The sequence below is a fragment of the Acinetobacter calcoaceticus genome, from assembly GCF_051947995.1.
Lineage (GTDB): Bacteria > Pseudomonadota > Gammaproteobacteria > Pseudomonadales > Moraxellaceae > Acinetobacter.
On the sequence record NZ_JBLVVH010000004.1, the window covers coordinates 238,132 to 249,483 of the forward strand.

Genomic DNA, 11,352 nt, shown 5'->3' on the forward strand with positions numbered 1-11,352 from the left:
TCTGGCTCTGGAGATAAATAGAAATGAATTATTCCGTTGATCAAGATCCGAATCGTACTTTGACTCTGGTCCTGTACATCCTTTATATCCTTGCAATTTTTACGGTGGGTTTATTGGCGATCGTTGCCTTGATCATTAACTATGTCAAACGCAGTGATGTCCAAGGCTCGATTTTTGAAAGTCACTTTACCTGGCAAATCCGGACCTTCTGGTGGTATCTGGCCTGGAATATTATTGCCTTTATCCCGTTCTCGTTCCTGTTCCTGACAGGCGATAATGGCACTGCCTTTGCAGGTGTCGCTATTTCTGCAACCACCTTTGCTTTTGCGGTGATTTTCGGGGCATGGATCTGGATCGTCTATCGTGCCATCCGTGGTCTGATTGCCTTGAATGATAACAAGCCGATGTACCAAGGCTAATCGATCAGAACTCGTTTGGTAAAGTGCAACGATTAAGCGAGTTCTATCGTATTGTTGTTCCTCGCTATGCAATGATCGCGATAGCTTGCCCCACGATGCTGTTCAGGCAGCAGTGGGCCTTGCCCAAACAGCTTTTCACGTAAGGTCCCTTCGGGGTATTCAGCTGGATACACGCCACGCAGCTGTAGTTCTGGTACCAGATACTCCACCACATCCTCAAAAGTTTGATGCGCCAGAATATAGGCCAGGTTAAAGCCATCAATATCGGTTTCTTCCATCCATGCTTGGAGTTGATCTGCTACGGTGGATGCTGAACCCACCAGAACTGGGCCATTACCACCGATACTGATAAATTTTGCAATTTCTTCAATGGTCCAGACACGATTTGGATCGGCTTTTACGTAAGAATCCAGCATCGACTGAATCGCATTGGTATGAATATATTCAACTTTGTCTTCTGCATGGAATTGCGAAAAATCTACCCCTGACCAGCCGGATGCCAAAGTAAGCCCGCCGTGATAGCTGGCGTAGCTTTGATAGTCTTTAAATTTTGCTTGGGCTTTTGCATCGGTTTCATCCACTACAATCGACAGCATGGTATAGATCAAGACCGAATGTGGATCTTTGCCTTGTTCAATCAGGTTAGTGCGAATGCCTTGCACCAGTTTTTTCACGGCTGCTTGGGTCGGTGCAGAAATAAACACACATTCAGCATTCTGGCTGGCAAACAATTGTCCACGGCTGGATGCACCTGCCTGATAGAGTACAGGGGTGCGTTGCGGTGAAGGTTCGCAAATATGAATGCCGGGAACGTTAAAATATTGGCCTTGATGATTGATGGGGTGGACTTTGCGATGATCTGCAAAAATCCCTCGTTCCTTGTCACGTAACACCGCATCCTGTTCCCATGAACCTTCCCAGAGCTTGTAGAGCACTTCTAAATATTCGTCAGCAATATCATAGCGTTGATCATGGCTGACCTGGGTTTTGAGTCCTAAGTTCTTGGAACCGCTTTCCAGATAGGACGTCACAATATTCCAGCCAATACGCCCTTTGGTCAGGTGATCCAAGGTACTCATGCGCCGTGCAAAAGGATAGGGATGTTCAAAAGAAATCGAAGTGGTCAGGCCAAAGCCCAAGTGTTTGGTGACGGCCGCCATCGCAGGCACAATTTGCAAAGGATCATTCACCGGAACCTGTACGGCCCCTGTGAGTGCATGTTCTGCCGATTGATGATAAACATCATAAATACCTAAAACATCGGCAATAAAAACACCATCAAACTTGCCGCGCTCTAAAATCTTGGCCAAATCGGTCCAATAGTCGAGGTCTTTATATTCGGTCGAGCGATCCTGAGGGTGGCGCCACAATCCAGGTGATTGATGCGCAATACAGTTCATTTCAAAGGCATTAAATCTAATTTGCTTAGTCATTGGTCTTTACGAAATTAAAGATTTTTATTGATGTTAATTAAAAAAGATTGAATTGATTAATCATAAAAAAATCAATGTTTATCATGAATCTTTTTAACGTGATTTTGGGTTGTGGTTTTAATGGTTATTTTTTATTAAATTCAAAACGTTATTTTGTTTTACTTGGGCAAATATTGTTGGCGCGCTTATCCTTCTTGCTGGGTTGTTTGTTATTGATTTTAAATTGTTTTTTAAATAAATAAGTGGTGGTTTGGGTTTATTTTAAATAAAAAGATTAGTTTCTATATTTAACTTATAAATATGCAATAAAAATAGTGCTAGTTTATTTTTATAACTGGAAAAATGAGTATTTATAATGACCTCAAAAATAGAAATAAAACTGGAAGATGCACAGAGTATTCCGCAAGATTTTTACTTGAATAATACGCCCGCACATGTGATTGCTTCAGATCAAGAAGCCCTTGCCGTGGCCCATCGCATAGCGGCTGCTTTTGCCAAAGAGGCGGCAAAACGTGATCATGAACGCAAGCTGCCCCTGCAGGAAATCCAGCAATACTCCGCCTCTGGCCTGTGGGGGATCAATATTCCAAAACAGTTCGGTGGTGCAGGGGTGAGTTATAAAACTTTGGCTGAAGTCGTGACGATTATTTCCAGTGCCGATTCATCTTTAGGGCAGATTGCACAAAATCATTGGGCCTTTTTAGAACATATCCGTTTGGATGCATCATTGGAACAGCAGCAGTTTTTCTTTGATCAAGTGCTGCAAGGCAAGCGTTTAGGCAATGCATTCTCGGAAAAAAACTCAAAAACCGTTGCGGATTTGACCACTAAAATTGAATTTAAAGAGGATTATGCGCTGATTAGTGGTCAGAAATTCTTTGCCACAGGCGCTTTATTGGCACACTGGATTCCTGTGGTTGCGGTCAGTGAGGAGGGCAAAGTATTTGCAGCACTGGTACCACAACATAGCCCAGGTTTGACCATTGTGAATGACTGGAGCAGTTTTGGTCAGCGCACTACGGCCAGTGGTAGCGTGCAGCTGGATCATGTACGGGTCGATTTAAAATATGTGGTGCCGATCCATCAGGCTTTTGAACGTCCCACAGCAGCAGGTGCAATTTCACAAATTATTCAGTCCGCTGTCGATGCGGGGATTGCGCGTGGGGCGATTGAGGAAACCATTCGCTATGTGCGTGAGCATGCCCGTCCTTGGATTGATTCAGGTCTGGAACATGCCAGTGAAGATCCCTATACCATTAGCAATATTGGCGAGCTGAAAATTAAACTGCGTGCCGCAGAGGCGGTTTTAGCCTTGGCCGGTGAGGCGATTGACCGTGCTTTGGCCAATCCAACCGAAGACAGCGTAACAGAAGCAACCTTACTCACGGCTGAATCGAAAGTACTAACCACTGAAATCGCACTCTTGGCGGCCAATAAATTATTTGAGTTGTCGGGTACCCGTTCCACCTTATCCGAGCTGAATCTAGATCGGCACTGGCGCAATGCCCGCACCCATACCCTGCATGATCCGGTACGCTGGAAATACAATCTGGTGGGTAATTACTATTTGAATGGTGTGGCACTGCCGCGTCATGCGTGGAGCTAAGAGGGTAGTATTATGACAAGTCAAAGCAATCAAAATCTTTCCTTAGGTGCACATTACGAGCAGGTGGCGGGCAAGTTCCGTCCAATCTTCAAGCGCATTGCTGAAGGGGCTTTAGCACGGGAAAAAAACCGAACCTTGCCCTATGAACCGATTCAATGGTTAAAACAGGCAGGCTTTGGCGCGGTACGGGTGCCTGTGGCTTTTGGTGGTGATGGGGTTTCGCAAAAGCAACTGTTTCAGCTGTTGATTGAACTGGCTCAGGCCGACTCCAATGTGGTTCAGGCCTTACGGGGGCATTTTGCCTTTGTCGAAGACCGTTTAAATGCCCAAAAAAATGCAGCACAGACCCTCTGGTTCGAACGCTTTGTCCGTGGCGAGATTGTGGGGAATGCATGGACCGAAATTGGTCAAGTTGAAATTGGCGATGTCGCAACCCGTGTTACGGCAGTGCAGGACGGAAAACTCCGTATCAATGGTCAGAAGTATTATTCTACAGGCACGATTTTCGCAGACTGGATTGACCTGTTCGCTTTGGATGAAACCACCGATCAGCATGTGATTGCTGCGGTGTCCACGCAGGCACAAGGCATTGATATTGTGGATGACTGGGATGGCTTTGGGCAAAAAACCACGGGCAGCGGGACCTTGACATTAAACAATGTGGAGATTGAACGAGATCATATTCTGGTGTTTGAAAACCGCTTTAAATATCAAACCGCATTTTATCAAGTGGTCCATCTGGCGACTTTGGCGGGGATTGCCCAGAGTGCAGTGGAGACCTTTAAGCAGGAAGTGCGTCAGCGGACGCGGATTTATAGTCATGGTAATGCCAGTCTGGTACGTGAAGATGCACAAATTTTGCAAATAATTGGCAAAGCGTCTGCACAGGCCTATGCGGCTCAAAGTATTGCACTGAGTACTGCTGAAGCACTAGATGCGGCTTATCTACAGCATTTTCAAAATGATGAACAGGCTGAGCTGGATGCCAATCAGCGTGCTGAATTAGTGTCGGCGCAGGGACAGGTAGTGATTGCCGAACTGGTACTGAATTTAAGTAGTGAGCTGTTTAATGCCTTGGGGGCATCGGCCAGTAGCACTGACAAGCAGCTGGACCGTTTTTGGCGCAATGCCCGTGTGGTCGCATCGCACAACCCATTGGTCTATAAACAGAAAGTGATTGGCGATTGGGAAGTCAATCAAGCGCCATTGCCCTATGTGTGGCAGATTGGCAATAGTCCCTTAGCCAGGAATCAGCAGGAAATTCCGGCCTAATTGTTGAAAGGTGCACAATAGATTGTATTCAACCAAAACTGTTGTGCACTTTGTTCTCTCTATTTATTCTCTGGCAGTGGTTTTTTTGCAAAGAATTTAAATTTTAATTCGCTGACTAACACCCCAAGCACCACCAGTAGTCCTCCAAACAATGCCAGTAACGGTAAACGTTCTCCGGCAATACGTCCGATGACACCGGCCCAAACCGGTTCACCCGCATAAATAATCGCAGCACGCGTTGGGTCAACCATACGTTGCGCCCAGTTCATCACAAATTGAATCAACGCACTGGCTAAGCCGAGCGCCACGGCAATGATCAGCAATCCCCAGGAAAACGGTGGAATACTGTGTTCACCGACCAAGGGCATACTGGCGAATGATAATAATGAAGCAACTGCCAGTTGAATCACCGTGACCCGTCTTAGATTAACTTTCCCGGCAAAATAACCAATCAGGATAATTTCAAGCGCGATCACAAAGGCACAGATCAGGGTAAGCGTTTGTCCATAACTGAAATTAATGCTGGAAAAGCCATTCCCGGTTAACAAGACCAAGCCGGTAAAGGCCAGTGCAGTACCAACCCAAGTCATTACGGAAGGTATTTTTTGGAAGATTAGCCACATTAAAATGGGCACCAAGGGCACATACAGTGCAGTGAGAAAGGCGGATTCACTGCTTAAAATACTTTGTAGGCCGATGGTCTGCGTGCCATAACCAATCGCAATGACGATCCCGATGGCGGTGCCCGCCAAGCTCTCTTTTAAGGTTAGGCCGCGCATGGATTTAATCGAGATCAAAAAGATGACGAAAGCAGCAACTGCAAAGCGGCAGCCGACAAAAAACATGGGCGTACTAAAATTCAGCGCATATTGCACGGCTAAAAAAGTACCGCCCCAGATCATGGTAATAAAAATCAGGGCAAACTGGGCGGCTTTAGGAGACTGGGATAAGGCGGCCAAAACAACAATCCTATGCAACGTGCAATATACTGCACATATTGCATTGATTGAGAACATTGTGCAATATATTGCGCAAGATTTAGTTTTAAATGTTGTTGCCCATGCGCCAATCCGATGCTGTCCTGAGCCATGTAGGAAAAAATATCCGTCATTTTCGGGACCTGAGTCATTTAAGCCAGCAACAACTGGCAGACCGGGCAGGGGTGAGTCGCCGTACCATTGCCGCTTTAGAAACAGGTCAGGTCAATATTAGTCTGGCAAAACTGGATGCGATTGCAGCCGTACTGGGCATTGATTTCAAACGTATTGTTAGCCCGCCTGAACTGGGTGAATCCGCAATTGTGAATACCTTGGCCTGGCAAGGCCATCAGCCCGCCAGTCAAGCGACACTATTAGCTTCGGTTCCAGTCTCGACTCAGGTTGAATTATGGAGCTGGTCACTGGCTGTCGGAGAGGTCTATCATGCCGAAGCGGATCAACAAGGCTGGCAGGAATTGATTTATGTACTCGAAGGCGAGTTGAGTCTGGAATTGGAACAGGAAACACGCGTTGTGCAGGCTGGGGATTCTATTTTATTTGAAAGTTCGGTTCGTTATGGTTATGCCAATCGAGGGACACAGCCATTAAAATTCATTCGTCATGTGCTGTATTAAATCAAAAGAAGTTATCTGGACAGATAACTTCTTTTTTTATGCAAGATTAAAGACGGTTGTCTTCATCCAGCAATAATTGTGCTTCACGCAGGTTTAAGGTGCCTTCGTAAATGGCGCGGCCCGTGATCGCACCTAAAATACCTTTCTGGCCTTTTAAGTTACGAACATCATCCAGATTGGTCACACCGCCAGATGCGATTACTGGTAGGCCTGAATAATCTGCCAGATTAACAGTCTGCTCAACGTTGACACCTTGCATCATGCCATCACGGGCAATGTCGGTATACACAATGCTGGATACCCCTGCATCTGCAAAACGTTTGGCCAGATCAGTCGCCTTGACCTCAGTAATATTGGCCCAGCCATCGGTTGCCACCATGCCATTCATGGCATCGATACCGACAATAATACGGCCTGCAAAGCGCTTACAGGCTTCTTCTACAAACTCAGGCTCTTTCACGGCTTTGGTTCCGATAATGACAAAAGACACACCCGCTTCTAAATAATGCTCGATGGTTTCAAGTGAACGGATACCCCCACCGATCTGGATAGGCAGTTCTGGCTGGGCCCGTACAATCGCTTCGACCACAGGTTTATGAATCGGCGTGCCGGCAAAAGCACCATTTAAATCGACTAAATGTAAACGACGCGCGCCTTCATCCACCCAATGTTGTGCAGTCGCCACAGGGTCATCAGAGAAAACAGTATCGTCTTCCATACGTCCTTGTTTTAAACGGACACATTTACCATCTTTCAGGTCAATTGCTGGGATGATTAGCATACACCGCTCCTTGCGTCATCATAGAGTTTAAATTATTAGGGCTTGTTGAACGTCCCTCTACGATTGCGACAGAACAGGCGATTTAGCCTATAACGCAATGCATTTCTGAATGTTCAGCGTGCCCTATATTAGCAAAGTATTGATCAATCTCTAAGCCTTGTCTGTTGATCCTTCAAGTATTTTCATGATTTGTTGTTGTAATTGTGGTGTGAATCGGTGTTGCTGGTAAAGCTGCTCAAATACCAGCAATGCTGCATAAGCATCCGCTGCGGCATAACTGACCTGTTGTGGACTAAGCCGTTTAACGGCCCAATTTGAGGTACTGATCTTTTTACTTTTGGCCAGATAACGCTGGAAAAGCAGGGCAATTGCGGTTTGTACACCGACCTGGCTGCGATAGCCAAAACTGCCAAAGCTTTTGGATAGTTCAATTAGTGACGCAGGCTGGATACCTCGGCTACGGAAAATATGTGCATCATTCTTGAGACCAAACCCGACTTTCAGTTGCTGTTCATTTTCTAAAATCGGTCTTAAAAAATCCAGAATTTCGGCACTCACCTGAAATACATAGGCGGTATCATGAGTTGCAAGCTGGATGACATGGGGGCCGGTCGACTTTTCCCCCACTTTAAAGGTCGGTTTCGATTCACTGTCAAAACCAAACACTGCAATGGAACTGAGTTGATCGTGTAGCGTCAGGCATTGTTCAAGCGTTTGAATGACCATGATCTTTTCTGAAGCAAGGTTTTCAAAGGCAGCTAAGGCACGTATTTGTTCCTTGCTTAAGGGTGTTGCTGTGTGTTGAGGTGTGTCCATCTGCATTTAAAAACTCAAGTCAGTTAACTGAGCTTAAAGGGTTTTATCAAAATACAAAAGCCAAGTCGGAACTTGGCTGGATTGAGAAGGATTGAAGCGCTGAGGGCAACTATTCTGATTGAATATACTGGCTGCGTTGTAGATATTCCTGATAGGCAGGCACTGCGGTGCCGATCAGGGCAAAAATAAGGATGAGCGGAATCAGGATAATATAAATCCAGCCCAGCACTTTTTCCCAAGGAGCTGTTGCACGTACAGGACCGAATTTATTTGGTCCTTCTGTTCCTTTGGCACAGAATAAATACAGCATCACAATAAAGTTGACCAGTGGAATAAGCATCAGTAATGACAGCCAGCCGGTTTGGTTGCGGTCATGGAATCGCCGTATGCTAAACACAAAGGAAAAATAGATCAGGATGACGTAGCTAATAAAGAATAAAGCTATGATAACAAATGGAAAATCACCTGTTTCTAAATTACTCTGGCTGCCTGTAAATAGACTGCCAATAAAGGCAAGGATAAAAATCACCACGCATAGAACAATGCCACTGAGAAAGGACCATGCCGCATAGGCAAGCCGCCCAAAGCGCCCTTTAGCATTGAAAACAGAATCTTGTATTTGAGTTGATGTATTCATTAAAGCCTCGTAAATCGTAGTTTTTATGCTTATTTAAATTTTTGTATCGCATCTGATTATAAGCAAGAAATTTAAAAATAGCAGAAATTCTGAACTGATTTTAGAAGGCTAAGAGAGAAAGCAAACCATGAAACTCGATTAGTGGAACAGTACAGGACTTTTGCTGATTACTAGAAATATCAGTACCGAGAAGATCAGCATTAAACTTAAGCCGATATAGGCCATGATTTTCTCCCAGATAGCAGTCGGGTGCGGAGGCCCATAACGATTGGGCTGCTGCTGCCCACGGGCCAGCAGCAGATACAACAGCGTCAATATATTTAGATAAGGTAAGGTCAGCAGCAGCGCCCACCAACCTGAACGGTTACAGTCGTGCAGGCGCCTTACGGCAAACATGATACTGCTATAGACCACAAACAGCGCCAAGGTCACAAATAAAAATAAAGCCAGAAAGTCTGTGCGTCTATAGGCTTCATCTAGGCCGATCTGAAACATTTCATAGCTAAGGTAAATGTTTAGCGGAATCGCCAACAGGAAAATGACAGTTTGCCAAGCCAGATAAGATAAGCGGCTAAAACGGCCCTGCGGATTAAGCGGATTTGATAAATTGTTAGAAACAGGTTGTAGCATCATTATTCGTCGTTTGAATTATTTTTTATGGGCAATAAAAATCGCCAAATGATATGGCGATTTTTTAATTTCAGATCAGTTAAATTTTCCATTCCACAAAGTTTTTCAGCAACTGCAAACCGGCCGTATGACTTTTCTCTGGGTGGAACTGTGTTGCGAACAAATTGTCTTTATGAATGGCTGTACAGAAGTTCACGCCATAATCACAGGTCGCGGCAATAATTGCCGAATCGCTTGGCTCAACATAATAGCTATGTACGAAGTAGAAGCGGGCATCTTGTTCAATGTTCTTCCACATGGGATGCTCTGGATCAAGCTGATGTACCTGATTCCAGCCCATGTGTGGCACTTTTAAATTTGGAATTTCAGGAAAATGTTTAACCACACCATCGAAAATACCGAGTGCTTCGACGCCACCGTTTTCTTCCGAGCTTTGTAGCAGAGCTTGCATACCTACACAAATTGCCAGAACAGGTTTGTTGAAGGCTGCCTGACGCACCACCTCATCAATCCCTGCTTCACGCATACCTTGCATGCAGTCACGCATGGCACCCACACCTGGAAACACAATCTTATCGGCTTTGGCAATCAGTTTCGGATCATTGGTTACATCCACCGTTGCACCGACATGTTCTAATGCTTTTGCTGCAGAGTGCAGATTGCCCATGCCATAATCAAGTAACGCAATACGGGTCATTACAGGCTACCTTTGGTTGAAGCAATGGTATTTTCGGCACGTGGATCAATTTCACAGGCCATACGTAAGGCACGCGCGAGCGCTTTAAATACACTTTCAATCTGATGGTGGCTATTTTTGCCTTTCAGGTTATCAATATGCAGCGTCATCAGCGCATGATTGACAAAGCCCTGAAAAAATTCCGAGAATAAATCGACATCAAAAGTTCCGATACGGGCACGGGTAAATGGAATATCCATGAATAAGCCTGGACGGCCAGACAAATCTACCACTACACGAGACAGCGCTTCATCTAAAGGCGCATAAAAATGACCATAACGACGTAAGCCTTTTTTATCACCGAGTGCCTGCGCAAAGGCTTGTCCTAGTGTGATGCCACAGTCTTCGACGGTATGATGGTCGTCGATTTCCAGATCGCCATCGCAATGAATATCGATATCAAATAGACCATGACGCTTGATTTGATCAATCATATGGTCTAAAAATGGAACTCCAGTGTTGAGTGTGCCTTGACCAGTACCATCGAGATTGAGACGAACTCGAATTTTTGTTTCGTTGGTATTTCTTACCACTTCACTGATACGTTGCGTCATGGACACGTTCCTCAAAAAACGTCAAAAATGATTGAATTAAAAACCAATAGTTTCGCTGTGACGAAAAAGTGACAGCATCATAGTTTGCTCAGGAGGGTTAATCAATGCCTATTACCGTACATGCTTACAGTTCTCTGGAAGATTCAGGAATTCGTACTCAGCTCGAGCGACTTTACGATACCAGCCCAGAGTTTGGCGACGGGCAAGATGCAATGGAACAACTTGAACAAAATCTACAGCAATATACCACAGTTTACACTGCTGAATTTAACACCAAAATTATAGGTGCAATTTGGGCCACAGGACAAGGTGAAAGCCGTGTTCTGGAATATATTGTGGTGCATCCCGCCAATCGTGGCCGCGGTGTGGCAGAACGTCTGGTTGAAGAGGTCTGCCGTATGGAAGAAGCGCAGGGCGTGCAACAGTTTGAACCAGGTTGCGGGGCGATCCATCGTTGCCTGTCGCATATCGGTAAAATCTAAAAGCTGTTTTGAAGCGGGGCTTTGTAGCAAAATTAAGCGCTTAAACGAAAAATCCACAAATTTGCTTGACGGGCTTAAACAAACATTGTTTAATACGCCCACTTTGGCGTGATAGCTCAGTAGGTAGAGCAACGGATTGAAAATCCGTGTGTCCCCAGTTCGATCCTGGGTCTCGCCACCATAAATTTGTATTTTCAATCCCTGATCCCATCAGGGATTTTTTTTGACTGAAAAATGACTGCCTGAAAAATGGGCAATCAAATCAAAAGCTCATGATAATTATTGACTATTGCGCCGAGATACGGCTTAATACACCCCATTGGCGTGATAGCTCAGTAGGTAGAGCAACGGATTGAAAATCCGTGTGTCCCCAG

General features: G+C 45.2%; 13 protein-coding genes and 2 tRNA genes (1 of these 15 only partly in view). 7 read left to right on the forward strand and 8 right to left on the reverse strand.

Translation table 11 applies throughout. The features are described 5' to 3' along the window. Positions 1-23 precede the first annotated feature (23 nt). Entirely contained in the window at positions 24-419 is a 396-nt protein-coding gene (locus ACNQO6_RS09800; protein ID WP_005227764.1) for a DUF4870 family protein, read from the forward strand. Between the two features lie 32 nt (positions 420-451). Here the strand turns inward: ACNQO6_RS09800 and ACNQO6_RS09805 are convergent, their stop codons facing one another. Beyond that, positions 452-1,852, reverse strand: coding sequence for an LLM class flavin-dependent oxidoreductase (locus tag ACNQO6_RS09805; RefSeq protein WP_440208857.1), 1,401 nt, complete (start codon positions 1,850-1,852; stop codon positions 452-454). A gap of 355 nt (positions 1,853-2,207) precedes the next feature. On the opposite strand from ACNQO6_RS09805, the gene ACNQO6_RS09810 reads away from it, so the two are divergent. Together ACNQO6_RS09810 and ACNQO6_RS09815 are read left to right on the forward strand one after the other, a co-directional pair. Beyond that, positions 2,208-3,458: an SfnB family sulfur acquisition oxidoreductase gene (locus tag ACNQO6_RS09810; RefSeq protein WP_396514082.1), complete on the forward strand. Its 1,251-nt coding sequence runs from the start codon at positions 2,208-2,210 to the stop codon at positions 3,456-3,458. A gap of 12 nt (positions 3,459-3,470) precedes the next feature. Beyond that, positions 3,471-4,730 carry a monooxygenase gene (locus ACNQO6_RS09815; RefSeq protein ID WP_440208858.1) on the forward strand — a complete coding sequence of 420 codons (1,260 nt, stop codon included), beginning with the start codon at positions 3,471-3,473 and terminating at the stop codon, positions 4,728-4,730. 59 nt (positions 4,731-4,789) lie between these two features. Here the strand turns inward: ACNQO6_RS09815 and ACNQO6_RS09820 are convergent, their stop codons facing one another. Then, positions 4,790-5,632, reverse strand: coding sequence for a DMT family transporter (locus ACNQO6_RS09820; protein ID WP_440208964.1), 843 nt, complete (start codon positions 5,630-5,632; stop codon positions 4,790-4,792). Positions 5,633-5,790: 158 nt separating this feature from the next. Here ACNQO6_RS09820 and ACNQO6_RS09825 point away from each other — a divergent pair, with 158 nt between their 5' ends. Next, a complete protein-coding gene (locus tag ACNQO6_RS09825; RefSeq protein WP_262475599.1) occupies positions 5,791-6,342 on the forward strand; it encodes a helix-turn-helix domain-containing protein in 552 nt (183 codons plus the stop codon). A 46-nt stretch (positions 6,343-6,388) separates the two neighbouring features. Here the strand turns inward: ACNQO6_RS09825 and hisA are convergent, their stop codons facing one another. The 6 genes from hisA to hisB form a co-directional block, all read right to left on the reverse strand. Next, a complete protein-coding gene (hisA, locus tag ACNQO6_RS09830; RefSeq protein WP_005282589.1) occupies positions 6,389-7,123 on the reverse strand; it encodes a 1-(5-phosphoribosyl)-5-[(5-phosphoribosylamino)methylideneamino]imidazole-4-carboxamide isomerase in 735 nt (244 codons plus the stop codon). Between the two features lie 150 nt (positions 7,124-7,273). After that, the gene (locus ACNQO6_RS09835; RefSeq protein WP_440208859.1) at positions 7,274-7,945 is read right to left on the reverse strand and encodes a 3'-5' exonuclease; all 672 of its coding nucleotides are present in this window, start codon (positions 7,943-7,945) and stop codon (positions 7,274-7,276) included. Positions 7,946-8,048: 103 nt separating this feature from the next. Then, positions 8,049-8,576: a DUF805 domain-containing protein gene (locus ACNQO6_RS09840; protein WP_440208860.1), complete on the reverse strand. Its 528-nt coding sequence runs from the start codon at positions 8,574-8,576 to the stop codon at positions 8,049-8,051. Between the two features lie 138 nt (positions 8,577-8,714). Beyond that, entirely contained in the window at positions 8,715-9,209 is a 495-nt protein-coding gene (locus ACNQO6_RS09845) for a DUF805 domain-containing protein (RefSeq protein ID WP_005227742.1), read from the reverse strand. A 76-nt stretch (positions 9,210-9,285) separates the two neighbouring features. Further along, positions 9,286-9,903, reverse strand: a complete 618-nt coding sequence (gene hisH / locus ACNQO6_RS09850) for an imidazole glycerol phosphate synthase subunit HisH (protein WP_416649871.1) — start codon at positions 9,901-9,903, stop codon at positions 9,286-9,288. Next, complete coding sequence (gene hisB, locus ACNQO6_RS09855) at positions 9,903-10,496, reverse strand: imidazoleglycerol-phosphate dehydratase HisB (protein ID WP_000194096.1); 594 nt, start codon at positions 10,494-10,496, stop codon at positions 9,903-9,905. The genes hisH and hisB overlap by 1 nt, the downstream gene beginning before the upstream one ends. A gap of 104 nt (positions 10,497-10,600) precedes the next feature. Between hisB and ACNQO6_RS09860 the strand changes: the two genes are divergently transcribed. From ACNQO6_RS09860 to ACNQO6_RS09870, 3 genes are all read left to right on the forward strand, one after another. After that, positions 10,601-10,978: a GNAT family N-acetyltransferase gene (locus ACNQO6_RS09860; protein ID WP_343581328.1), complete on the forward strand. Its 378-nt coding sequence runs from the start codon at positions 10,601-10,603 to the stop codon at positions 10,976-10,978. 105 nt (positions 10,979-11,083) lie between these two features. Next, a tRNA-Phe gene (locus tag ACNQO6_RS09865) sits at positions 11,084-11,159 on the forward strand. 140 nt (positions 11,160-11,299) lie between these two features. After that, a tRNA-Phe gene (locus ACNQO6_RS09870) sits at positions 11,300-11,352 on the forward strand (it continues 123 nt past the right edge of the window).

Bases quoted from the DNA above. Each gene is read 5' to 3' on its own strand.
- ACNQO6_RS09800 (WP_005227764.1), top strand. From the start codon at position 24: ATGAATTATTCCGTTGATCAAGATCCGAATCGTACTTTGACTCTGGTC.
- ACNQO6_RS09805 (WP_440208857.1), bottom strand. From the start codon at position 1,852: ATGACTAAGCAAATTAGATTTAATGCCTTTGAAATGAACTGTATTGCG.
- ACNQO6_RS09810 (WP_396514082.1), top strand. From the start codon at position 2,208: ATGACCTCAAAAATAGAAATAAAACTGGAAGATGCACAGAGTATTCCG.
- ACNQO6_RS09815 (WP_440208858.1), top strand. From the start codon at position 3,471: ATGACAAGTCAAAGCAATCAAAATCTTTCCTTAGGTGCACATTACGAG.
- ACNQO6_RS09820 (WP_440208964.1), bottom strand. From the start codon at position 5,632: ATGATCTGGGGCGGTACTTTTTTAGCCGTGCAATATGCGCTGAATTTT.
- ACNQO6_RS09825 (WP_262475599.1), top strand. From the start codon at position 5,791: ATGCGCCAATCCGATGCTGTCCTGAGCCATGTAGGAAAAAATATCCGT.
- hisA (WP_005282589.1), bottom strand. From the start codon at position 7,123: ATGCTAATCATCCCAGCAATTGACCTGAAAGATGGTAAATGTGTCCGT.
- ACNQO6_RS09835 (WP_440208859.1), bottom strand. From the start codon at position 7,945: ATGCAGATGGACACACCTCAACACACAGCAACACCCTTAAGCAAGGAA.
- ACNQO6_RS09840 (WP_440208860.1), bottom strand. From the start codon at position 8,576: ATGAATACATCAACTCAAATACAAGATTCTGTTTTCAATGCTAAAGGG.
- ACNQO6_RS09845 (WP_005227742.1), bottom strand. From the start codon at position 9,209: ATGATGCTACAACCTGTTTCTAACAATTTATCAAATCCGCTTAATCCG.
- hisH (WP_416649871.1), bottom strand. From the start codon at position 9,903: ATGACCCGTATTGCGTTACTTGATTATGGCATGGGCAATCTGCACTCT.
- hisB (WP_000194096.1), bottom strand. From the start codon at position 10,496: ATGACGCAACGTATCAGTGAAGTGGTAAGAAATACCAACGAAACAAAA.
- ACNQO6_RS09860 (WP_343581328.1), top strand. From the start codon at position 10,601: ATGCCTATTACCGTACATGCTTACAGTTCTCTGGAAGATTCAGGAATT.